Origin of the sequence: Clostridium sp. HCP1S3_C6 (assembly GCF_052066735.1) — a bacterium.
Classification (GTDB): Bacteria; Bacillota; Clostridia; order Clostridiales; family Clostridiaceae; genus Clostridium.
In genome coordinates this window covers 1-25,095 of record NZ_JBQHRN010000008.1, presented here as the reverse complement: position 1 = coordinate 25,095, position 25,095 = coordinate 1, and the positions used below count along the sequence as shown (strand labels likewise).

The window sequence follows — 25,095 nt, the reverse complement described above, 5'->3', positions numbered from 1 at the left end:
TTTATTTTACTAATACATTACATGTAGTAGAACCTGAAAAAATATCATCACCTGCATCTTTACCATTTATAGGTCTTACTTCAACTGTTACCTTATATAAATCTCCTATTTTCTTGCTTAAATCTCCTTCTGCAGAATATTCATTTACATGTATGCTTCCTGGAACAGAATCACCTAATTTTACTGGCATTGAAAGAATAGTTGAAACATCTTCTCCCTTAGTTACTTCTACTTCAAGATCATTTATTCCAGCATAATCAGATACTACTGATAAATTTAAATTTCCACTAAGAGGAATACTTGGCACTGTACCATTAGAAGTATTTAATTTCTTGTTGCCTGCTAGATAAATTCTTAATTTATTATAAGAATTATTTATGGTACCAATACCACTCATTAATTTAGTTCCTATTTCAGGACTACCTGTTCCGTAATTTCTATCTTCATATAAATCACAAGTGCCATCACTAGCAATATATATTACATAACCTTTTGATTCATTGTTAACAAATGAATAACTTCTAGTTGGATCATTAGGGTTATATACATCAATTGGAGCACTTTCACTTGTTTTTGATAGTTGAAGAGCTAATGCTGACTGTGGATACTTAGTCATAAAGTCTTCTCCAGTATCAACGGATATTCTCCTTTCTTCTGGGCTTTCATTTGTAAGTTCCTTTTTTAATGTAACAAACATTTTATATCTTGCATTTCCAGCATTAGATAATTCACTAGTTACAGCATCGCTACCCTTAGGAAAAGATATTTTATCCCCTGTTACCAAATCTCCTGACATATTTGTATACTTAAGATCATAAGAATCTATTTTTTTTGAATTATCAATATTTCCAATTTGCTCTAATACGCTTTGCCCTGCTAAATATGCCTTTTGCTTATCTTGAGATCTTTTAGCTGTACTAGAAGAATTAATTACAAGATTTGCAATTGGTATTATTAAAAGTGCTAATATAGCCAAACTTGCTAATACTTCTATTAATGTAACACCTTTCTTTTTTTTGGCTTTAAAAAACATTTTTTATCACCTACTCGTTTATCCAGTTTACTGTACCTGAGCCTTCGCTTGATGGCTTTGGAACTCTAGGATTACTCTTATCATCTCCCATGATTTTAACATTTACAGTTTTTGAAGTATTGTTTATTACATTTAAAGAAATTTCTGATGTATCAGATGATCCTGATCTGGCTTCACTTTGAATTGCAATTAAGATATCTGTTCCATATGGTACAAATTCCTTTCCTTTTGTTGAATCAGTTGGATACTTCTCAGAGCCTACTTTAAGTGAGTAATAAAGTTTACCATCTTCTTCAGTAAATTCAATTTCAACCTCCTTTGAATCATTTTCCTTTCCGTAAAGATAACTAGCAAATGTATCATCACCAGCTTTACCAAGTGTTACAGGTGGTAATTCTGAACTTGATGACTTTAATATTCCTATAATATCATAAGCTGCTGCTGTAGCATCAGATGTTGAATTTTCATAGGCACCTGTTGCAGCACCTTTTCCAAATAATTGATCCTTACCATATTTAACATCCTTATTATATGACCATAAATCATAATTATCATCAGAATCGTCAACCTTTGGTAAGCCATAAAATTCTAATACAATTGTTCCATTTATTGTTCCTTCATTTATTGGTGCTAAATTTGTATTTGTTATTGCAATGTTTCTTCCACTAGCTTCTATAGATTGCATGAATTTTTTTATGCTATCATAACTTGATTGTACATTTATTGTACATGATATAGTTTCACATGCTGGGCTATCACTAGATGCTGTATTAGTAGTTGTTTTATTAGTGCTTTTACTATCTGTACTTGAAGATGATTTATCGCCTTTATATGAATCAACTGTTCTATCTAATGTAACACCAGTTTGTTGTTCAGTTTCCTGTTTAAATGCTTCAATAGGCTGAGTTTTTTGTTCACCCCAAGTCATTGAAGTGACCTTAAGTTGTGAAGTAGATATCATGCTCTCAAGTTCTAATATTAATTTTTCTTGTATTATTTTTGGATAAAATCCTGAAGATTTTACTGTAGTTGAACCTAACAGCTCTCTTAAATTAGCCTTGTTTGTTTCTAAATTATGAATATCATCCATTGCCTTTTGATATTTAGCTTCTATTTGTGTCTTTTCATTTCGTTTTTGATCTAGTTTTTCACTTAATGGCTCATAAGCTAAAGTATAATATCCTACACCTACAATTAATGTTAAAGCAACTGCCACTAATGATTTTTCTCTTTTACTCATTCCATTACTCATATTATTCAACATCCTTTAACACACATTTTATATCGAAAGTTAATACTTGATCACCTGCAACTGATGTAACTTGACAAGTATCTATTCTTTCAACTTTTTCGCCTAAATTATGTTCAAGTTCAGCTATAGCTTCTCTCTTAGTTGATGTACCATGAATTACTATTGCTGAATGATCAATATTTACGCTTGTTGCTTCTACTTCTGTAGGTAAAGTAGAGCATATTTCATTAATTAATGTTGTATCTACAACACTTCTTGTAGCTACTGATTTAACTATTGTTGAAATAGCTGTATCATATTCTGTAAGAGCACTTGTTCTAGCTTTTACAACATCTGATTCTTTTAGCTTTTCTTGAACATCAGATGCATTTAATTTATTTTCAGTACTTTTTATTTTAACTGAACAATATGCTATATTACCACCAAGGTATATAGCAGTAATTACAACAAATGCAGCAACTATTGCTATCAATGTTTTTATTAATATAGAACTTCCATCGTCCTGTGTTTTTTTCTTTAGTGAAAATTCACTAAAGAAGTTCATGTCTCTTCTCATGGTTTCCCTCCTATACTCTTATAAAAGATCCTAATACATTAATATATTTTCCTATAGAACTAGCACTTTGACCAAATTCTACATTGTTAAGTCTTTTAACTTTTTCAGTCTTAACACCTATTTTTTCTTCCATATATTCTTGCATACCCTTAATATCAGAAGTTCCACCATATATCATAACTTTTTGGATTCTATTACCAACTGATTGGTTGTTATAGAATTGAAGAATTCTTTCAAGTTCTCCTAATATTTCATCTACTGATTCCTTTATTGTAATGTTTAATTCATCATATTCTCCAACATTTAAAAGATTAGCTTTTTGTATTTTTTCTGATTCTGTTGATTTCACTGACATATTAAGTTTATTACTTAATGCATAGTCAATGCTATCTCCTCCATATTTGATTATTCTTGTAAAATCAAATTTACCTTGTTTAAAGATTGTAACATTGAATGATGTTGCCCCCATATCAACAAAAGCAACAGTACCTGCATTACTATTTAATCCAGTAAAATCTGAAATTTTCTTTAGTGCATTATAATTTACATCAAGTACAAATGGAGTTAAATCTAATTCTACTAATAAATCATAATATGATCTTGCTGTAATCTTAGGATAAGCTACAACATTAACTTTAAATTTAGGTCCATCACTTTCTGTAACTCTATCAAGTACTACATATTGTACTATATAATCATCAAGTTTAATAGGAAGATATTGTTCTACTTCATATCTTATTACGGTTTCCATTTCATCATCAGCTACAACTGGTATTGTTACTTCTCTACTAATAATAGTAGATGAATTTGTAGTAATAGTTGCTTCCTTTGCTTTTACTTGATTTTTCTTTAGTTGAGCCTTAATTACATTTACTAAGTCCTTTTCATTTACAATTTTACCATCATCAATAGTTCCTTCTGGTGTAGCAAATTCAAACATTTTATAAACTTGTAATCTGCTTTTTGTATATTTCCCCTCAACAACTTTTATTGTATTTGTTCCTATATCAAATGCTACTATATCTCTTGGTTTGTATGGTTTTTCCTTTTTTGCCCCATTTTTTGTTTTTGAAAATAATTGTTTTATGCTATCCATTGTAATGTCCTGGCTTAGCACTGAATTCCCCTTTGCCAATACTTTCACCTCTTTAAATTAATGGCTAAAGTGTAAAGCTAATCTTAGCTTTACACTTTATGTCAATATTAATATAATTTTACTATTATGTTATTCTAATTCTGAATCAGGATCAGGATATACTTTAGTATTTCCACCTTCACCAGCATAGACTGTAACATCACCCTCAGGACTTATTTGATAATAGAAGCTTTTTCCTTTGATAGCTTTTGATTTTCCTGTTGGTACTGTTTGCATGTAATCTTTAACTGTTTTATCACTACCAAAATTTTCATCTAAATCATATTTTTTAGTTGAATCCCAAACTTTGATTTTATCATCATTCATTAATGATAAAACTGCACTTTGAATATCCTTTGCATTAGCTATATCTGATTTCTTGTTTGCATTTTCTCTAACTTGTCCAAACTTTGGTAATGCAATTGCAGCTAGTATTGCAATAATAGCAATAACTATGATTAACTCTATAAGAGTAAATCCTGATTTTTTACTTTTGTTTTGTAATTTTTTTCTTAAATTTGTAATCATAAAGACCCCTCCCAAAATGTTACTTTTTGTTATTTTTTATTATAAATTAATTGTAATAATTAATTGTAATCTAGGTATTAACAATAATTAAATTATTGGTTAATTTTTTTACATTATTGTGTACATATCAAACATTGGAAGCATAATTCCCATAACCATTATTCCAACAACTATACCCATTATAACTATAACTATTGGTTGCATAAGTTCTGTTGTTTGAGTAATAGCTTGGTCAACTTCTTCTTCATAAAAATCTGCTGTCTTATTTAATATATCGTCTAATGCTCCAGATTCTTCACCTATTCTTACCATTGAAGCAAGCATATCTGGAAAAATGTCACTTTCTGCTATTGGTGCACTTAAACCATCACCTCTTACAACTCTTTCTCTTATTCTATCAAGATCTTGCTGTGCTATTTTATTTCCAAGTACGGCTGAAACAATTGGAAGTGCTTGTACAAGTGATATACCAGCTGATAATAGTGTAGCAAGTGTTCTTGTAAATCTTGCAACTATAACTTTTTTGTTAAGATTTGCAACTATAGGAAATTTAAGTGCAAGTGCACTAAATCTTACTTTTCCATCTTCAGTTTCTGCATAAGCTTTAATTGCTACTACAATTATTGCAATAATTGCTACTATTATAAACCAATAGCTTTTCAAGAAATCGCTAGCGCCTATCATAGCACTTGTAATAAATGGTAAATCAGCGCCATTTTCTTCAAATAATTCTGCAAAGGTTGGCATTACAAATGTTAAAATAAACATTACTGCTGCCACTGCTACTACTGCTAAACATATAGGATATATCATTGCAGATTTTACCTTATTGTTTGTTTTTGTTTCCTTTTCAAAGTGACTTGCCATTCTAAGCATCATTGTATCGATATTACCTGTTGATTCACCAGATTCTACCATACTAATAAGAAGTTGTGGAAACTCCTTATATCTCTTCATTGCTACTGATAGCATTTCACCTTTTTTAACTGATTCTTCAATTTCAGAAAGAATAGTTCTTAATCTAGGACTTGGAAGCTGCATAGCAAGCATATTTAATGAATTAGTAATAGATACACCTGCATCAAGCATTGTATAAAGTTGTCTACAGAAAATAGCCAAGTCCTTTGTAGTAACTCTGTTGTTTAATCTAATTTCTGTTTTTTTCCCCTTAGTAACTTCTTCTACCTTTAATGGATAAAATCCATTTGCAGTAATCATTTCAACTACTTCATCACGAGAATTAGCTTCATACATCCCCTCTAGCTTTTTCCCATCATCTTTCATAGCCCTATAACTATAAGTATTCATGTTTTACTTTCACCCCTCTTAAGCTTCTTTTATTAAAGTAATATTAGCAAGTTCATTAATTGTTGTTGTGCCTTGCAATACTAAGGACTTACATTCATCACCAAGTGTTGTCATTCCACTTTTTATTGATAAATCTTTTAATACATTAGCATCATTTGAATGATTTATTAAATCTCTATGTTCTCTTGTAATTTCCATTATTTCATATATACCAATTCTTCCGATATAACCTGTATTGTTACAATGACCACATCCCTTGCCTCTAGCAAGTTTTACAGACGAATTTGGATCAATACCTAATATTTTCTTTTCATGAGCATCTGCTTCATATTCTTCTTTACAATGTGGACAAATTCTTCTAACAAGTCTTTGTGCTATTACTCCTGCAATTGAAGTTGAAACTAAATATGGTTGAATTCCCATATCAACAAGTCTTGTAATTGATGAAGCACTATCATTTGTATGTAATGTGCTTAATACAAGGTGACCAGTTATAGCGGCCTTAGTTGCTATTTCTGCAGTTTCATTATCTCTAATTTCTCCAATCATTATAATATCAGGGTCTTGTCTTAGTATACTTCTAAGTCCACTTGCGAAAGTCATACCAGCTTTGTTGTTTACGTTTACCTGATTAATTCCGTCAAGTGAGTATTCTACTGGGTCTTCAACAGTTACAATATTAACATTTGATTCATTAAGTTCGCTTAATACAGTATATAAAGTTGTAGACTTACCACTACCTGTTGGTCCTGTTACAAGTATAATTCCATATGGACTTGAAATCATTCTTTCTAGCTTTTTAATATTTTCAGGACTCATTCCAAGCTGCTCTTTACCAAACTTAAATCCATCTCTATCTAGAATTCTTATAACAACTTTTTCTCCATATACAATTGGAAGTATTGATACTCTGAGGTCAACTTCTTTTTCCCCTACTCTTGTAATTATTCTACCATCTTGTGGTATTCTTTTTTCTGCAATGTTTAATGATGCAAGAATCTTAATTCTAGTAACTAATGGTCCTAAACTTTCAATATCAAGTGTATTTACTACTTGAAGCTTACCATCTATTCTATATCTAATTCTTACAATTTTTTCGTATGGTTCAATATGAATATCAGATGCTCTCATTTCAATTGCATTTCTAAATAATCTGTCTATCATTTTTACAACTGGAGCATTCTTAACATCATCTATTTGTTCAATATCTACTATATTACTTGCTTGAGCTTTTGTTTCTAAAGATTCTTTTTTAAGTTCTTCTGCAGCTTTTGACATTTGTTCATTACTGTAATGAATTTCTACAAATCTTCTTATTTCTCTTCTTGTTGCAATATAAGGCTGAACTTCAAGCCCTGTTGATATTGAAATATCATCTATAGCAAAAATATTTAAAGGATCTGCTAAAGCAACTTTAATTTTACTACCTTCAAAGCCAAATGGTGCTAAGTCATACTTATCACAAATTTTTTGTGACACCATTTTTATTGCCTTCTTATCACATCCTGTTTCAGTTAAATCAACTCTCTTTATACCTGTTTGTGTTTCAATTGCTTCAATAATATCTGAATCTGTAACAATCTCTTCATCTACTAATATCTGGCCTATTTTCTTTCCAAGCTGTTTTTGTCTAGATAAAACATCTTGAAGCTGCTCTGGTGTAATTTTGCCTGCTGCAACTAGTATTTCACCAAGCTTTCTTTTTTGTATTATTGCCATTAACTATCGCCCCCAAATTTACTATAGATTTACCTATATAAAGATTATATAACTTTTTTATATAAATTTCCACTATATTTGTTATATTTGTAATATTCGAAATAAATGTATTTATAATACAACTAGACTATAAATTTAGTTAGATATAAATTAATTATTTGAGTCCCAAAAAACACAGAAATTATTGCACCAATGCCTAAATAAGGTCCAAAAGCTATTTCTGCTTTTCTGTCTTTTAATTTAAGTAACAATATAATTCCAGAAACAATTCCACCTAAAATAATAGCTGAAAAAAGCATAAATATTGTTCCTTTTAATCCTAGGAACAAACCACCAACTAACGAAATTTCTATATCACCTTCACCCATGCCTCTTGTAATAACCACTATAAGCCAAATAAATACAAAACCCAAAAGACCACCTAGTATGTTATCTAAAGGAAAGGATTTATTAATAACCCAATCACATACAATAAAAACAATACCTGCTGTCACTCCAAAAATAGTAGTTTGTATATATACATATTTTGTTTTAAAATCAATTACACCAATAACTATCATTAAAGAGCATAATATCATGTACTTAATGCAATCTAGACTTAAAGCATACTTATAATATAGGGCTATATACATTAAACCGTTTGCAATTTCAATTATGGGATATTGAAGTGATATCCTATCACCACATTTTCTGCACTTACCATGCAATATTATGTAACTAACTACAGGCACCAAATCATACCATTTAAGTTCGTATCCACATTTCATACAATGAGAACCTGGAAACGCTATAGATTCTTCTCTGGGAATCCTAAATATGCAAACATTTAAAAAACTTCCAATTACTAATCCTAGTAACAAAATTAACAAATATTCCATAAATTCCACTCCTTGCTTATATCATTGTAATTGATATCATAGTAAAAATCAACCTTTTTTATAATATTTATGTATATATATTTGTTTTCAATTTCTTCCTTTTTTATTGTAAATTTATTAAAAGATAATTATATTGTTTTAATTTGTAATTTGTTGTATTTTAATATTATATAGGGGGGATTTCTTTATGAAAAATCGTAACATTACATGTAATTACAAAAATTTCTTTAAAAAATTGTTTTATGCTTTACTTATAACACTTATATTTGTTCCAATACTTCAAATACCCATATACTATATCTCTAATTTTGATTGGTATCTTAATTATAATTTATTTATAGCGTCAATTGCACAAATCTCCTTAATTTGTCTTATTATTTTTATTTTATATAATACATATAAAGACAAAAAATTTATTTTTAATTGTATAAAAAATAACAAATCTCTAATATTTTTAACACTTTTTCTAATTTGTGTATTTATATCCTCAATTTTATCAAAAGATTTATCCTTAGCTTTTCATGGCTCTGATTACCGTCATGAAGGGTTCTTTATGTATATTTATTATACAGTTTTCTTTTTAATAAGTTTATCTATTAAAGATTATAAAAAAAAATTAAACTTAGCTAAAATAATTTCTATATGTGCAACTTTAATATCAATTATGGTAATTTATCAATATATTAATCCTTTTAATGGTAGATATGTATCTACTAATTTAACTGGTGTATTTTTTCATTTTAATCATCTTGGATACTATTTTTCAATTTCTACAATTGTAACTTCTGTATTAATTGTTATAAATAATGACACAAAAAAATCTATATTTTATTCAATATTAATGACAATACAAGTTTCAGCCCTTGTAATTAATGATACCTTTGGGGCATATCTTGCTATTTTAATTTCACTATTTTTATTAATATTGATATTTAAACTTAATAAAGATTTTATAAATACTTGTGAAAGCAATTTTATTATATTTATACCAATTTTAATTTTTATTGTAGTTACAGTATTTTTTAATATATTAGGCATTGGTCATTTTGTAGATAACTTTTCTAGTTTATTTTCAGATATAAATTCACTATTTTCGAAAATATTTGGATTTAACACTTCATCTTATAAAAAAAATGAAGAAAGTACAGGAACTGCTAGAATAGAACTGTGGAAAGCTGCTATAAAATTTTCACTAAATAACCCTATATTAGGTTCAGGTCTTGAACAACTTGCACCTTACTATAAAAATTTAGGATTTATTCAAACAAAACCAGCTAATGAATATATTTATATATTAGCCTCATCTGGTTTTCCAGCATTTATATTTTATATTACATGGCTTGTAAAAATATTAGCTAGTAAATTAAAAAAATTAACTCAATTATCTAATATAGAACTTCTTGGATTTTTATGTTCACTAAGCTATTTAATATCAGCATTTTTTGGTAATTCGACATTTTATATAACACCGTATTTTTTAATGTTTTTAGCTTTTATTTAAAAAAAATGTGACCTAGGCCACATTTTTTTAACTTATTATACTTTATTGTGCTGATGTAATCATATTTCCAAGAGCTTCACCAAAGGAAGAATAATCTTCTGGAGTATATACATTTTTTACTGTTCCATTACAATCAAGCTTTTCTTTTTTAAATGTAAAAGTTTTTTCGTTTTTTTCAGTTGAAGGTTCAGCATTTTCAAAGGCTGATACAAGCTTATCTATATAAGTTGACACAAGCTTTTGATTAATTTCTTTCTGACTTTTTAAATTCATTGCAAGTACTTCATTTGCTGCTTCATTTGCTGCATTTTCATCTAATGTATTTATATCAGCATAAGTAGTTGATACCTTAACTGTACAAGAATCTTTATCTTCTGATTCTATTGTAATTTCAGAACTTAACTTTTTAAATAAATCCAGCTCAGCATTTACAATTCTATTCAGATCCTCATCAGATATAGTAAGAGAAGATTTAGTAAAATTCAATTTAGTTTGACTTTTTATTTCATCTTTATATGTTTCAATAGCCTTTTGACCATTTTCATCAGTTATTCCAATTTTTTTTATTTCTGAAAGGTCTTGCTTTACAAACATATTGTAAAATGCATTAGCAACTTTATCTCCCTTAACTGTTTCTGTACCACACCCCATAAATGACATACACATAAGTATTGCCATACAAAGTGGTAAAATAATTTTACTTTTAATTTTTTTCATTTTTATCCCCCTAATAATATTTATGCAATCTATGCTAGACTATCATATTATTGTTAAAATTTCAACAAAAATATACATTTTTTATTCTTCTAACATTTCACAGTTTCCATTATCATCATTATATATAACTTTAACTGCATACCCCATAATTATCCAAAATACTGGTGCTACCATAATAACACTTATGTTAAAGAAAGCTTGTGATAAATACATTAATATTGTAAGAAATAATATTACCTTCTTATCATTTTTTCTTTCCTTAAATAATTTAAATAATATCATTCCTACTAAAACTAAATAAGCTATAAGAGTAAATATACTGCAACTTGTTGCATATTCTAAATATTCATTATGTGCTTTATCTATTCCTTCATTATATAATTTGACATGATTATAATATTCACTACTATAATCTCTCTTTAATCTTTGTCCTAATGTATCTGGTCCTTCACCTAAAAGAGGTTTATCTAAAAATGCCTTAAAGGTTATCTTTAATATATTGGCTCTAGAAGAAAATGACCCCAAAAGTTTTATACTGCTATTAGATTCTTCATTATTGTTTGTTTGTTCATTAGACAAGCTGCTATTATCTGATTCAATTTTATCTTGATTATTATTAGTATTCTCATCATTACTGCTTTCTTCATTAGAGCTCTTGCTCTCTTCTTGTACATTTTCTGTAACTTCTGAAGATTCTGTATTGGTTCTTTCAAAAATGTTACTTAGTTTTGCCCTACCGTATATCATTCCATCTGTTGCTACATCTAATGAAAAAGCAAGTATTGCAAAAGTAACAAACACAATTCCAGCTCTTATGAGTTTTTCCTTACTTTTAATAATAAATATTAATGCAACCACTGCAACTAATACAAAAGTAATCCATCCCCCTCTAGTTCTTGCTGCTAAAAATCCAAGGAAAATAATGCCTGAATATAAAAGATATATTAATTTTTTTCTATAAATATAAAGTCCTAAAGCAATTACAAGAAACATACTTAAATAGGAGGAAACAAAATTGCTATTTCCTATAGTAGCTATAGACGTGTCCGGAGTTACTATCTTACCATATAAATACTCTTGAAGAGGATCTATTTTAAACATCTGTAATATAGTATAACAAGACATAAGACTTGCTGCTATAAGCATTACGTTTATTGTTCTTTTATCTACAGAAAAAAATGATGATGCAGCAATAAATAATATTATGTATACAAAAAACATTACACAGCCTTCTCTTCTTTCAATACTTCCCCAGATAGCTGTAGAAGAAAAGCTAGAAAAAATTGCTGATATACAAATGGTTCCTAAAAAAATCAGTGCCACTTCAATTTCTCGCCTTATTTTTATTCTTTTTGAAAACATCATAGCTACAAATATAATAAAAGCAGCTGCATAAAGTAATGTTACCTTTGCATCTATGTAATATCTTTGACCATACTTTATTACTACAAATGGAACTACAATCATAACCACTAATAATAATGATTGTATAAAATCATATATGGTGTTTTGTGTTGTTTCTAAGTTTATATAATTTTTAACTTTGCAAATAGCACTAGCTTTATTATCTTTTTTTTCATCAACACTTTGATTATCTTCATTTTTGTTTATTTTCGTCATAATTTCATCTCCTTTAGATGTGTCACAAAATAAGGCTACACCCTAGTAGCCTTCTACACATCTAGTAGCCTTATTTTTTTATATTCTTTAAAAATCTTTCAATTCTCTTTAAAGCTTCCATTAAACTTTCCATTGATGATGCATAACAAGCCCTTATATAACCTTCACCACATTCACCAAAGGCATTTCCTGGAACAACAAGAACTTTTTCTTCTTTAAGAAGTCTTTCGCAAAATTCATCAGAAGAAATACCTGTAGATTTAATGGAAGGAAACATATAAAAGGCACCTTTAGGTTCAAAACACTCAAGCCCCATTTTTCTAAATCCATTAAGAAGAACTCTTCTTCTTCTATTATATTCTCTTATCATTTTAGCAATATCATCATCACAATGTTCCTTTAAGGCTTCAATAGCCGCATATTGTGCTGTTGTCGGTGCACACATTATTGCATATTGATGTATTTTTTTCATTTGACTAATTAAAACTGAATTGCCACAAATATATCCAAGTCTCCAGCCTGTCATAGCATATGCCTTTGAAAATCCATTTACTACTAAAGTTTTTTCCTTAATCTCATCAAAACTTGCAATAGACACATGCTTATTATCATAAGTTAATTCTGCATATATTTCATCTGAAATTATTATTACATCCTTATTTTTTAACACATTTACTATTGGTTTAAGTTCTTCTTTTGTCATTATGGCACCAGTGGGATTGTTAGGAAATGGTATAATAACTACTTTTGTTTTTTCAGTTATTGCTTTTTCCAAATCTTCTGCAGTTAATTTAAAATCATTTTCTGCTTTTAAATTAATTATTTTAGGTTTAGCCCCTGTAAAGCTTGTACAACCTTTATATGCAACAAAGCTTGGTTCTGGCACAAGCACCTCGTCACCTGGTCCTACTAATGCTCTTAAAGCTATATCAATTCCTTCGCTTCCACCTACTGTGACTATTATTTCATCCTTTGGATTATAACTTAAATCAAATCTTCTTTTTAAATATCTTGATATTCTTTGTCTAAGTTCTACAAATCCAGCATTAGAAGAATAATGTGTATGTCCTTTTTCTAAAGAATATATTCCAGCTTCAGTTATATTCCAAGGTGTTAAAAAATCAGGTTCTCCAACACCTAAGGATATAACATCATCCATTTCATTTACAATGTCAAAATATTTTCTTATTCCTGAAGGAGGCATATTTTTAACATTATCATTTATCATGTTTTCTAAAATCATACAAAAATAGCCTCCATATCTGGTTTCTTTTCTTCTTTAAATACTCTTCCATGATCCTTATATTTTTTTAGAACAAAATGTGTTGCAGTACCTGTTACATATTCTTGGCATGCAAGACTTCCAGATACAAATAATGCCACTTCTTTCATTGATTTTCCTTCTACTATTACAGTTAAATCAAATCCTCCTGAAGACATTAAATAGCATGCCTTTACTTTATCAAATTTATATATTCTTTCTGCAACCTTATCAAAACCAACACCTCTTTGTGGTGTGATTTTAACCTCTATTAAAGCTGTTACAGTTTCTTTTCCTGTATTTTCCCAATTTATTAAAGAAGTATATCCAGCTATTATATTACTCTTTTCATATTCATCTATAGCTTTTCTAACTTCCTCTTTTGTTTTTCCAACCATTAATGCTATTTCTTCATCTGTATATCTACTATTTTGTTCAAGAATTTCAAGAATTTCCTCCATAATCTCTCACCTCATATAATTTCTATTTTATGATAATTTATTTTCTTTAATATAATCAGCCAACTTTGTAAATGCCTGTAATGACTTTTCTATCTTATTATAAGATATACAGTATGATATTCTTACAAAACCACTACATCCAAAAGAACTTCCAGGCACAAGAAGTAAATTAAACTTCTTTGCTATTTCACAGAACTTTACATCATCACTTATTAGCGCTTTAGGAAATAAATAAAATGCTCCCTCAGGTTTTACACACTCAAAACCAATAGATATTAAATGATTATATAAAAGATCCCTATTTTTCTTATATATATTAACATCTACTTCCGCACCTAAAGTCTTACCAATAACTCTTTGAAACAATGAAGGTGCATTTACAAAACCAAGTATTCTATTTGCAACATTTAATGCTGATACAACATCTTCAAAATCCTTCATTTCATTATTTACTACAATATATCCTATTCTTTCACCAGGTAATGATAATGATTTACTGTAAGAATAGCCTATAAAAGTATTTTCATAATAGTCAAGTAAATTAGTAACCTTTGCCCCATCGTATACTATTTCCCTATAAGGTTCATCAGATATTAAATAAATATCTGTGTTAAATTCCTTTTGTTTTTCTTTTAATATATCTGTCATCTTTTTAATTGATTCCTGTGTATATACAACACCTGTTGGATTGTTAGGATTATTTATTATTAGTGCTCTTGTATTTTTATTTATAGCTTTTTCAAGTTTATACATATCTGGCTGGAATGTTTTTGTATCAGCTTTAACTGCTACAATTTTTCCATCGTAATTTGCTACATAATTATTATATTCTCCAAAATATGGGGCTATTACAATTACCTCTTCTCCTGGATTTAATATGCTTTTTAATATTACATTTAATCCACCGGCTGCACCGCATGTCATAACTATATTTTCAATTGACAAATTGTTATTATTTTTCTTATTTAAAAATTCTGCTATATTTTGTCTTACATCCTCATAACCAGCATTATTCATATATCCATGTACTAAATTTTGATCTTCATTATTTACAATATCAATTATTGCTTCCTTAACTTCATCTGGAGGATAAACATTAGGATTACCTATACTAAAGTCAAACACATTTTCTTCCCCATATATATCTGATAAACGTTTTCCCTCTTCAAACATCGCCCTAATAACAGAACTGTTTTTTACTAAAGCCTCCATCTTCTTTGATATCATGCTATTTCCCTTCCTTCATAAAATATATTAAAATTAATTATATATAAAAAAATATATAATTAAAGAATTATAAAAATTACAACACTTTAATTATATATTTAATTAACTTTACTGTAAATTATTTTAAAAAGTATTTTATTCTATTTTTACTACTTTTATTTTATTATTATTTATACCATGAATTTCTATACCAGCTTCTATTAATGCTTTTATTTTTTTTATATGATCTTTCTTTATTATTTCTCCACTTGAAACAAGTGGAATTCCTGGTGGATAAGGCACTATATTTTCTTTTAATATTCTTCCTTCACTTTTATCAAGTTCACATTTCTCTTCTTCAAATTTAAATACTTCAAAGGGTTCTAATGCTTTATCATGATTATCTATTATTACATTTTCAATTGTCTGATGCATTTTTAAAGTTTCAATATCAAGATCTTTTATAGCTATAATAAGTTTTTCTATTCCTTCATCCCAGTTAGATGGAGAAAGAATCAATACTACTCCTCCATAAAAGCTCATTTCACATTGAATACCTTTAGATTTTAAATATTGAAGAAGCTTTTCACCACTATAACCCTCTCTTAAAACTAATACATATCTTGTTTTATCTATAGTATATCCAGCCGGAAGGTCTTCCTCAGATAAAACTTTAACCTTATTAAAACTATTAATTACTTTTTTCTTTTCCTCTGAATTCGTTATTAACTTATCATAATCAGTTTTGCCATACATTTCTAAATAGTATCTTGAATAATCTAAAGAAGCCATTATTAAATATGATGGAGATGTAGTCATAAATGCACTAACATAAAATTCTATATCATTTGAATCATCATTAACAAGCAAATAAGAACCTCCTGTTAATGCAGGAAGTGTCTTATGAGCACTAACTACTGTATAATCAGCAATAGATGCCATATTTTTAGGCAATTTACTGCTTACTCCAAAATGAGCTCCATGAGCTTCATCTATAATAACTTTAAGTCCTTTTTTTCTTAAATCTTTTATTGTGTCCTGAATATCATAACATATTCCATAATAATTAGGATATGTAAGTATTATTCCTTTAGGATCTTTAGCTTTTTTATATGCTTCATAAATATTACTTTCATTAGGAGGTAAAAAAAGTCCACCTTTTTCAAATATCCATGGTTCTATGTATGTAACCTTAAGTTTTCTTAATATAATAGCATTATAAATAGATTTATGGCAATTTCTTTCTACTAAAATTTCATCTCCTTCTTTAAAAGCAGAAAATATTGCAGCTAAATTACCATTTGTACTTCCATTAACTAAGAAAAATGCTTTTTTAACCTTATAAAGATTAGCCAAATGTTCTTGTGCTTCTTTTATTACTCCTTGCGGATGATGAAGATTATCTAAAGGATCAACCTCAGTAATATCTAAACTGCCCATATTTTCTTTAAATTCTTTTCCAATATCATCACGCAAAAATGCCTTTCCGCATTTATTTCCTGGCATAGAAAATATAGTATTATTTTCCTTACTATATTCAAGTAATGCATTTAAAAGTGGAAGCTTTTTTCTCATAAACTGCACCCCCTATTTACAAATAATCTTTTGTATTTCATATTTACCCACTAAAAGTTTTATTGTATTTTTAATTTCCTCTATGCTAAATACTTCATTGTCATCATTAGTAAAACTACACATGTATTCATTTTTAAACATAACATTGTTTGTCGAAAGACTTTTAGCCAAATTAATGCTTTTTTCTTCCATAAACATTCTCTTTAGATTAATTTTTTTTATTACCTTAGAAATAAAATTATTATCTATTTTTTCTATATAAGTATCTATATTTTTTATTATTTCTTGTACATACTTAATTGCTCTATCTATATTTTTATTAGATGTATTAAAGGTAATTTTGTAAAGTTTTATATTTTTTTCATAGGATACATTTGTAATTACATCATATACAAGACTATTTTTAGTTCTTAAACAATCAAATAATATTGAATTAACACCTTTTCCAAATAACTCATCAAATATAATTATATTTTTTAATTCTCTTTCAGAAAAATCTGTAAGTGAAAAAATTATTTCCGCTCTAGATACAGATATTCCATACTTATAATTAGTGTAAATCTTTTCACTTAATTTTTCTACACATTCATTAATTGTTATTAATTTATTTACTTTCCATTTACTAAAGCAATCATTTATTATTTTTACAACTTTATCAAATTCTATACTTGACACAACAGCTATAGTAGTATTGTTTGGGCAATAATACTTACTATAAAATTCTTTTACATCTTCTACAGTCATATTATCTAATGATTCTTTTGTTCCTATAATAGGATTTTTAAGCCTTCCTTTAAATGCATTAAAAAAAAGCTTATCTTCTGTATACTGTTCTAAATCACTATTCCATTCACTAAGTTCTTGTTTTATAACTTCAATTTCTTCATTAAATCCAACCTCAGTAAATGCAGGATTTATTAATATATCAGAAAATAATTCCATTGATTTATTAAAATCTTCTTCTAAAAGACTTCCATAATATATAACATAAGGATAATTAGTCATAGCATTTTGAAATGCAAAAATTTCAGATAACTGTTTATTTATTTGGTTTTCTGTTAGTTTAAATGTTCCTTTATATACCATATGTTCTGTAGCATGAGCTACACCAAACATATTTTTTTCAGCGCAAGCACCTGCCTCAAGTGCTATAGATACTGATGTTATTTTTGATTGTCTTTTTTCATATATTAAAGTTAATCCATTATCAAATACATATTTCATTTTTCTATTCCTTTTCATAAAAAAAGAAAAGCACTAGGCTTTTCTTTATATTTTATTTATTTAAATCAATTGCTTTTAATGCAATAGCACATTCAATTCTCTTCTTTTGCATTATACATCCAATTTCATAAGGTTCTCTCATATCACCATTAAAATTAAAATTATTAGCTTGGCATCCACCACTACAATAGAACTTAGCCCAGCAATCTCTACATTTAGGTTTATTATATATATTAGCTTCTTTAAACTTTCTACTAAGTTCAGTATCAAAAGAATCATCATATATTGAACCTAATTTAAAATCTTCATTTCCAACAAATTGATGACATGGATAAACATCACCTTGTGGTGTAATTGCTACATATTCAAATCCAGAGCCACAACCTGATATTCTCTTATATACACAAGGACCACCTTGAAGATCTATATTAAAATGATAGAAGGTAAATTCATCTCCTTCTTTTTTTCTTCTTGCCATTTCTTCATATAACTTATCATAATTTGCAAAAATTTCAGGTAAATCTTCTTTTCTAATTGCAAGAGGATGTCCATCTTCTAAAACAACTGGTTCAATTGATATTTGCCTAAATCCTTCATTAATCATTGCCATTACATCTTCATAAAAATCAGTATTATTTCTTGTAAAAGTACCTCTTACATAAAATGTTTTTCCTTTGCTTCTTTTTGAAATCATCTTTTTAATTTTAGGTACAATATCGTCATAAGAACCACTTCCATTAGGTTTAACCCTAACTTTATCATTTACTTCTTTTCTACCATCTAATGAAAGAATAATATTTACCATTTCTTTATCTAAGTATTCCATCATTTCATCAGTTAATAAGGTAACATTAGTAGTCATAGTAAATCTTATACTCTTGCCCCATTTTTCTTCATTATCTCTAGCATATTTAACTATCTTTTTAATAGTTTCCATCATTAATGTTGGCTCACCGCCAAATAAATCTATTTCAATATTTTTTCTAGGACCACTTCTTTTTACTACATAATCAATTGCTTTTTTAGCAGTTTCATATGACATCATTCCCTTATGTCCATGATATTCACCTTCATCAGCAAAACAATATTTACACCTTAAATTACAATCATGTATTATATTAAGACAAAGGGCTTTAATATAATCTCTATCATCCATAGAACTTTTTGCAATTTCTTCATATTGATCTTCTGAATATAGTACTCCTTCTTCTGCTAACTCTTGAATTTCATCATATGCTTCAGAAAGTTCATCTTTATCATATTTATTTCCTAAAGCTTTCATAACCTCAGCTTTTGGTCTTATTTTTTCATCTTCTAATATATCATAAACAAGTTCATCTACTACATGAACCGCTCCTGTATTAACATCTAATACAAAATAATTATCACCTTGTTTAAATTTATGTATTAATGACACTTTTTTTATTCCCTCCATAATTTTAAATAAGCAGTAACATTTATAGTTACTGCTTATTTAAGCTTTGATTAGTTTTCGCACTGTAAGTTTGCTACTGTGCAAGAAGTCTTGCAAGCAGATTGGCAAGAGTTAGCGCATTCTTTACATCCTGGTTTACATAAACTGTTTTTGATGTTTGTTTTATTAATTGTTTTTATATGTTTCATGATATCTTCTCCTATCATCTAAACTTTCATATGAATTATACCACATTAATGAAATTTATTAAAGTAGAAGTTTAATTTCACATTCTTATACATAAGCATGTATATATTTATAAAAATATAAAGGTCACAAGGAACCTTTATATAATAGTTTAATTATCGTCTATTTTGTTCTTTTTTAACTCTTCTACATTCAGGACATCTTACTGGATCATTTGTAAAACCTTTTTCCTTATAAAATTCCTGCTCACCAACAGAAAATACAAATTCCTTACCACAATCTTTACACTTAATAGTTTTATCTTCCATTAAAAAAGGCCTCCTTGATATTTAAAAAAAGTAAATTTCTTTCACTAATATTATTAACCGTTCAAAAAATTTTATACTATTATTTTTTATTTTATTGGTAATTCAACACTAAATTTAGTTAAATTATTTTCACTTTGTACATATATTTTACCTTTATATCTTGTAACAATAGATTTTGCAATTGAAAGGCCAAGACCATATCCTCCTCTTTCTCTTTCTCTTGATTTATCTACCCTATAAAATCTTTCAAAGATTTTGTCTATATCTTCTTTAGGAATTGTCTCACCAGTATTTTGCACACTTATACACATTCTTTGTTTAATTTCTTCTAATTTTACTCTTACAATTGTATTTTTAAAAGAATGCTTTATAGCATTATCTACAAGTATACCTATAAGCTGATTAATTGCTTCCTTATCCCCATAAAAATTTATTTTTTCATCAATATCACATTTAAGTTCTAAATTATTTTCATATGCAATAGCTTCAAAAGACAATATTTGATTCATTATAGAATCACCTACATTAAATAATGATTCCTTGCCAAGTACTTCATTATTATCAGACTTAGCCAAATATAGTAAATTAGAAACAAGTTTTGACATTCTATCAGTTTGAAATGATATATAATTAAACCATTTTTCTTGATTTTTAATTGTATCATTTTCATTAGCTTTTAATACATCAATATTTGTTTTAATTACTGCTAAAGGAGTTTTAAGTTCATGAGATGCATCACCTATAAACCTCTTTTGAGAATTGTAAGCAGCTTCTACAGGCTTTATTGATTTTCTTGCTATAATAACACTTAATGCAAATAATATTACTAGACTTATAACACCAATTATAATAAACTCCACTATAAGTTTATTTAAATATGAATTATAGCTATTACACTCTTGAAAAACAATATCTGTTCCAAAAGGAGTCTTTCTAAAAGCATAAACATAATTATTATCAGAATATTTTAAAAATAGGCATTACCATCTTCAAATTCTAATTTGTAACCAACATTTCTTAATACATCAAGCCCATTCATTTTGGGAATCATTATATCAAGTATAACAATATCGTAAATATCTGATAATATATAAAAAAATTCCCCAAAACAATAAGTTTTGGGGAACTTTTTATGTGAAAATTATTTAATTACTCTAACTCTTAAAACACCATCTATAGCTTTTATTTTATTTACTACATCTTCTGATGGAGCTTGTCCTAAATCTAATAATGAATATGCATAATCATTTTTGCTCTTATTAATCATGTCAGAAATATTTATTCCTTCATTGGCAAATAATGAAGTAAATTGACCAAGCATATTTGGAATATTTTTATGATGAATTGCTATACGAGCTACGTTTTGGCAAACACCCATATCACAAGCAGGATAATTTACTGAATTTTTAATATTACCATTTTCAATATAATCCATTAATTCATTTACAGCCATTACTGCACAATTATCTTCAGATTCTGCAGTTGAAGCACCTAAATGAGGAATTGTTATAGTATTGTTTGCTTTTGCAATTTTATCATCTGGGAAATCAGTTACATATTTTGATACTTTACCACTTTCAAGTGCTGCTATCATATCATCATCATTAACTAATTCGCCTCTTGCAAAATTTAATACTTTAACTCCATCTTTCATTAAAGCAATTGCATCTTTATTAATCATATACTTAGTAGATTCCATATATGGAACATGTATTGTAATAAAATCACATTCCTTATAAATATCTTCTACATTTGATATGTGTTTTATATGCTTAGATAAATTCCATGCTGAATTTACTGATAAATATGGGTCATATCCATATACATCCATACCTAATCTATTAGCAACATTAGCAACTTTAACACCTATTGCACCAAGTCCAATAACTCCTAATTTTTTGCCCATTATTTCAGACCCTGCAAATTGTTTCTTTTGCTTTTCTACAAGTTTCTTAAGATTTGGATCATCTTTTGTAGATTTTACCCAATTATATCCTCCAATATAATCTCTTGATGCAAGTAAAAGTCCAGCTATTACAGCTTCCTTAACACCATTTGCATTAGCACCTGGTGTATTAAATACTACTATACCTTTATCTGCACACTTATCTAAAGGAATATTGTTTACTCCAGCTCCAGCTCTTCCTACTGCAAGTAGAGATTCTGGCAAATCTAAATCATGCATTGCAGCACTTCTAACTAAAACTGCTTCTGCTTCCTCAAATTTATCTGTAATTTCATAATTACTCTTTAAAAGATTTGTTCCAACTTTTGAAATTGGATTTAAGCAATTAATTTTAGTCATATTTACGCCTCCGTTTAATATTAGTTTTCAGCTTCGAATTTTTTCATAAATTCAACTAATTTTTCTACACCTTCAATTGGCATAGCATTGTATATGCTAGCTCTCATTCCACCAACAGTTCTGTGTCCTTTAATGTTAACAAAACCAGCAGCAGCAGCTTCTTTTACAAATTTAGCATCTAAATCTTTATCTCCAGTAACAAATGGTACATTCATTAATGAACGGTCTTTTGGAACTACTGTTCCCTTAAATAATTTACTAGAATCTAAGAAATCATAAAGAATTTTTGCCTTCTTTTCATTTCTTTCCTTCATAGCTTCAAGACCACCTTGTTTCTTTAACCATTTAAATACTTTACCACAAATGTATATTCCGTAAGCTGGTGGTGTATTATACAATGATTTAGCATCTGCATGAGTCTTATAAGTTAACATTGTTGGAGTTCCTTCAAGAACATCTTCTGTTATTAAATCTTCTCTTATAATACATACAACAACACCTGCTGGTCCAACATTTTTTTGAACTCCAAAGTATATCATTCCATATTTAGATACATCAACTGGTTGAGATAATATATCTGATGACATATCAGCAACTAATATCTTACCTTTTGTATTTGGTTCAGTTTTATATGTTGTACCATAAATTGTATTATTGTGACAGATATAAACATAATCAGCATCTTCTGATATTGGTAAATCTGAACAATCAGGAATATAAGTAAATGTTTTATCTTCTGAAGATGCAATAGCATTTACCTTACCATATTTCTTAGCTTCATTATAAGCCTTTTTAGCCCATTGACCTGTGATAATATAATCTGCAACTCTATTTTTCATTAAATTCATTGGAATCATTGCAAATTGTTGAGATGCTCCACCTTGTAAAAATAATACTTTATAATTATCAGGTATCTTCATTAAATCTCTTAAATCTTGTTCTGCTGTTTCAATTATTTCTTTGAATGCATCAGATCTATGACTCATCTCCATAACTGACATTCCTGTGCCATTATAATCTAACATTTCTGCTGCAGCTTCTTTTAAAACCTCTTCTGGTAAAACTGCTGGACCTGCTGAAAAATTGTAAACTCTTCCCACTTTATTGTGCCCCCTTAAAAATTTATGTTCTTATTTTTTATTTGTACTTAAATGTAATTTTAACTCTTTGTTAAATTTTAGTCAACTATTTATTATTATTCAAATTTACCAATTCAAATTAATATAAATATCCTTTCTTATATAGAAGTTCAGCCATAAGAACAGCTCCACCAGCTGCACCTCTTAGAGTATTATGTGCTAATCCTACAAATTTGTAATCAAATAATGTATCTTCTCTTAGTCTTCCTGCTGTAATTCCCATTCCTTTTTCAATGTCTCTATCTAACTTAGCTTGTGGCCTATTTTCCTCTTCAAAGTATGTTATAAACTGTTTTGGTGCTAAAGGTAAACCTAATTCTTGAGGAACTGTTTTAAAGTTCTTCCATTTTTCAAGTATTTGTTCTTTAGTTGGTTTTTTATCAAAAGATACAAAAACAGCTGCTGTGTGACCATCTGATACTGGAACTCTTAAACATTGTGATGTAATAACTACATCATCAGCAAGCTTAATTTCGTCTCCTTCAACTTTACCCCACACTTTTAATGGTTCAACTTCACTCTTTGTTTCTTCTCCACCTATAAATGGTATTATGTTATCTTCCATTTCAGGCCAATCCTTAAATGTCTTTCCTGCACCAGAAATAGCTTGATATGTGCAAACTAAAACCTTAGTTGGCTTATATTCAAGTAATGCAGTTAATTGTGGAACATAACATTGTATTGAACAATTTGGCTTTGTAGCTATAAATCCTTTTTTAGTTCCAAGTCTCTTCTTTTGTGATTCGATAACTTTTAAATGATCAGAATTAATTTCTGGTATAATTACTGGTACGTCTTTTGTCATTCTATGTGCTGAATTATTTGAAACAACTGGCACTTCTGCTTTAGCATAAGCTTCTTCTATTTTTTTAATTTCTTCTTTGTCCATATTTACTGCACAAAATACGAAATCCACATCATCTTTTATATCATCTATATTATGTAAATCTCTTATAACCATTTTCTTTGTATATTCAGGCATTGGTGTTTTTAATTTCCACTTTGGTCCTGCTACATCCTCATATATTTTACCAGCACTTCTTGAACTTGCTCCAAGTACTGTAACATCAAAATATGGATGTGAATCTAATAATGTAACTAATCTTTGCCCAACAAAGCCTGTAGCTCCAAGAACCCCAACTCTTAATTTTTTTTCCATATACAATCCTCCTAGAATTTTATTAAAACAATTTTTTATATATAATAAAAGCCTTGGTTATATCCAAGGCTATTAAATTACATAATATAATATTACATATTTATTAGTAAACTCGGATAGCACCCCACATTATTGTGACAGTTATACATATATTTTATGTATACCCAGAATAAAATATTAAAGCTTTAATCTTATCCTTCGGCAATATTTCCTTTCATATTATTTCATCACTGCTTTGCTCCATAATACTACTATTAAATAATGCACCTCTATCTCTTATTTTTTGCACCTTTTTATCATACTCTTTTTTTTTACAAAAATCAATATAATTGTGAAAATTTAATTAATTTTTCTATGATACCATTTACATTTTTAACATATAGATTTATAATGCAATTTTTATAAAAAAATAAGACATAAACAATAGTCTATGTCTTACATAATCTTACCTGGCAACGTCCTACCCTCCCACACAGTTCCCCATGCAGTACTATCGGCGCTATAGAGCTTAACTGTCCTGTTCGGAATGGAAAGGAGTGTTTCCTCTACGCCATAATCACCAGATTTATCAATGCTTTGCATTGTTGAA

Annotated in this window: 23 protein-coding genes, 1 rRNA gene and 1 riboswitch; of the genes, 1 reads left to right on the top strand and 23 read right to left on the bottom strand. The window is 28.3% G+C overall.

Annotated elements, in window-relative coordinates; all coding sequences use genetic code 11:
* Position 1: 1 nt before the first annotated feature.
* The 8 genes from ACTNAO_RS04355 to ACTNAO_RS04320 all read right to left on the bottom strand — a co-directional run bounded on the left by ACTNAO_RS04355 (position 2) and on the right by ACTNAO_RS04320 (position 8,409).
* Positions 2-1,033: a prepilin-type N-terminal cleavage/methylation domain-containing protein gene (locus ACTNAO_RS04355; protein ID WP_441026511.1), complete on the bottom strand. Its 1,032-nt coding sequence runs from the start codon at positions 1,031-1,033 to the stop codon at positions 2-4.
* Positions 1,034-1,043: 10 nt separating this feature from the next.
* Positions 1,044-2,285 carry a hypothetical protein gene (locus tag ACTNAO_RS04350; RefSeq protein ID WP_441026510.1) on the bottom strand — a complete coding sequence of 414 codons (1,242 nt, stop codon included), beginning with the start codon at positions 2,283-2,285 and terminating at the stop codon, positions 1,044-1,046.
* A gap of 1 nt (position 2,286) precedes the next feature.
* Positions 2,287-2,841, bottom strand: coding sequence for a PilN domain-containing protein (locus ACTNAO_RS04345; protein ID WP_441026508.1), 555 nt, complete (start codon positions 2,839-2,841; stop codon positions 2,287-2,289).
* 10 nt (positions 2,842-2,851) lie between these two features.
* Entirely contained in the window at positions 2,852-3,976 is a 1,125-nt protein-coding gene (gene pilM, locus ACTNAO_RS04340) for a type IV pilus assembly protein PilM (protein ID WP_441026506.1), read from the bottom strand.
* Between the two features lie 90 nt (positions 3,977-4,066).
* Positions 4,067-4,504 carry a prepilin-type N-terminal cleavage/methylation domain-containing protein gene (locus tag ACTNAO_RS04335; protein ID WP_441026504.1) on the bottom strand — a complete coding sequence of 146 codons (438 nt, stop codon included), beginning with the start codon at positions 4,502-4,504 and terminating at the stop codon, positions 4,067-4,069.
* A gap of 108 nt (positions 4,505-4,612) precedes the next feature.
* Complete coding sequence (locus ACTNAO_RS04330; protein WP_441026502.1) at positions 4,613-5,812, bottom strand: type II secretion system F family protein; 1,200 nt, start codon at positions 5,810-5,812, stop codon at positions 4,613-4,615.
* A gap of 18 nt (positions 5,813-5,830) precedes the next feature.
* Entirely contained in the window at positions 5,831-7,531 is a 1,701-nt protein-coding gene (locus tag ACTNAO_RS04325) for a GspE/PulE family protein (protein ID WP_441026500.1), read from the bottom strand.
* A gap of 122 nt (positions 7,532-7,653) precedes the next feature.
* Positions 7,654-8,409, bottom strand: coding sequence for a prepilin peptidase (locus ACTNAO_RS04320; RefSeq protein ID WP_441026498.1), 756 nt, complete (start codon positions 8,407-8,409; stop codon positions 7,654-7,656).
* A 553-nt stretch (positions 8,410-8,962) separates the two neighbouring features.
* On the opposite strand from ACTNAO_RS04320, the gene ACTNAO_RS04315 reads away from it, so the two are divergent.
* Positions 8,963-9,910: an O-antigen ligase family protein gene (locus tag ACTNAO_RS04315; RefSeq protein WP_441026496.1), complete on the top strand. Its 948-nt coding sequence runs from the start codon at positions 8,963-8,965 to the stop codon at positions 9,908-9,910.
* 42 nt (positions 9,911-9,952) lie between these two features.
* Here the strand turns inward: ACTNAO_RS04315 and ACTNAO_RS04310 are convergent, their stop codons facing one another.
* The 15 genes from ACTNAO_RS04310 to rrf form a co-directional block, all read right to left on the bottom strand.
* A complete protein-coding gene (locus ACTNAO_RS04310) occupies positions 9,953-10,627 on the bottom strand; it encodes a hypothetical protein (protein WP_441026494.1) in 675 nt (224 codons plus the stop codon).
* Positions 10,628-10,708: 81 nt separating this feature from the next.
* Positions 10,709-12,247, bottom strand: a complete 1,539-nt coding sequence (locus ACTNAO_RS04305; RefSeq protein ID WP_441026492.1) for an O-antigen ligase family protein — start codon at positions 12,245-12,247, stop codon at positions 10,709-10,711.
* A gap of 70 nt (positions 12,248-12,317) precedes the next feature.
* A complete protein-coding gene (locus ACTNAO_RS04300) occupies positions 12,318-13,490 on the bottom strand; it encodes an aminotransferase class I/II-fold pyridoxal phosphate-dependent enzyme (protein WP_441026490.1) in 1,173 nt (390 codons plus the stop codon).
* On the bottom strand, positions 13,487-13,969 hold the full coding sequence (locus ACTNAO_RS04295; protein ID WP_441026488.1) for an Lrp/AsnC family transcriptional regulator: 483 nt from the start codon (positions 13,967-13,969) through the stop codon (positions 13,487-13,489). The genes ACTNAO_RS04300 and ACTNAO_RS04295 overlap by 4 nt, the downstream gene beginning before the upstream one ends.
* A 27-nt stretch (positions 13,970-13,996) precedes the next feature.
* Positions 13,997-15,196: a pyridoxal phosphate-dependent aminotransferase gene (locus tag ACTNAO_RS04290; protein WP_441026486.1), complete on the bottom strand. Its 1,200-nt coding sequence runs from the start codon at positions 15,194-15,196 to the stop codon at positions 13,997-13,999.
* A gap of 135 nt (positions 15,197-15,331) precedes the next feature.
* Positions 15,332-16,750: an aminotransferase class I/II-fold pyridoxal phosphate-dependent enzyme gene (locus ACTNAO_RS04285; protein ID WP_441026484.1), complete on the bottom strand. Its 1,419-nt coding sequence runs from the start codon at positions 16,748-16,750 to the stop codon at positions 15,332-15,334.
* A 12-nt stretch (positions 16,751-16,762) separates the two neighbouring features.
* Positions 16,763-17,974, bottom strand: coding sequence for a M16 family metallopeptidase (locus tag ACTNAO_RS04280; RefSeq protein ID WP_441046128.1), 1,212 nt, complete (start codon positions 17,972-17,974; stop codon positions 16,763-16,765).
* 52 nt (positions 17,975-18,026) lie between these two features.
* Positions 18,027-19,391, bottom strand: coding sequence for a thioether cross-link-forming SCIFF peptide maturase (gene scfB, locus ACTNAO_RS04275; RefSeq protein ID WP_441026480.1), 1,365 nt, complete (start codon positions 19,389-19,391; stop codon positions 18,027-18,029).
* Between the two features lie 68 nt (positions 19,392-19,459).
* The gene (gene scfA, locus ACTNAO_RS04270; protein ID WP_441026478.1) at positions 19,460-19,597 is read right to left on the bottom strand and encodes a six-cysteine ranthipeptide SCIFF; all 138 of its coding nucleotides are present in this window, start codon (positions 19,595-19,597) and stop codon (positions 19,460-19,462) included.
* A gap of 153 nt (positions 19,598-19,750) precedes the next feature.
* The gene (locus ACTNAO_RS04265; protein ID WP_441026476.1) at positions 19,751-19,903 is read right to left on the bottom strand and encodes a zinc-ribbon domain-containing protein; all 153 of its coding nucleotides are present in this window, start codon (positions 19,901-19,903) and stop codon (positions 19,751-19,753) included.
* An 86-nt stretch (positions 19,904-19,989) separates the two neighbouring features.
* On the bottom strand, positions 19,990-20,763 hold the full coding sequence (locus ACTNAO_RS04260) for a sensor histidine kinase (protein WP_441026474.1): 774 nt from the start codon (positions 20,761-20,763) through the stop codon (positions 19,990-19,992).
* A 281-nt stretch (positions 20,764-21,044) separates the two neighbouring features.
* Positions 21,045-22,208 (bottom strand): phosphoglycerate dehydrogenase, encoded by a 1,164-nt coding sequence (locus tag ACTNAO_RS04255; RefSeq protein ID WP_441026472.1) that lies wholly within the window; start codon positions 22,206-22,208, stop codon positions 21,045-21,047.
* A 20-nt stretch (positions 22,209-22,228) separates the two neighbouring features.
* On the bottom strand, positions 22,229-23,308 hold the full coding sequence (serC, locus tag ACTNAO_RS04250; protein WP_441026470.1) for a 3-phosphoserine/phosphohydroxythreonine transaminase: 1,080 nt from the start codon (positions 23,306-23,308) through the stop codon (positions 22,229-22,231).
* Between the two features lie 118 nt (positions 23,309-23,426).
* Positions 23,427-24,506 carry an aspartate-semialdehyde dehydrogenase gene (gene asd, locus ACTNAO_RS04245; RefSeq protein ID WP_441026469.1) on the bottom strand — a complete coding sequence of 360 codons (1,080 nt, stop codon included), beginning with the start codon at positions 24,504-24,506 and terminating at the stop codon, positions 23,427-23,429.
* A gap of 109 nt (positions 24,507-24,615) precedes the next feature.
* Positions 24,616-24,786, bottom strand: a riboswitch (Lysine riboswitch).
* Between the two features lie 167 nt (positions 24,787-24,953).
* A 5S ribosomal RNA gene (gene rrf / locus ACTNAO_RS04240) occupies positions 24,954-25,070 on the bottom strand.
* Between the last annotated feature and the right edge of the window lie 25 nt (positions 25,071-25,095).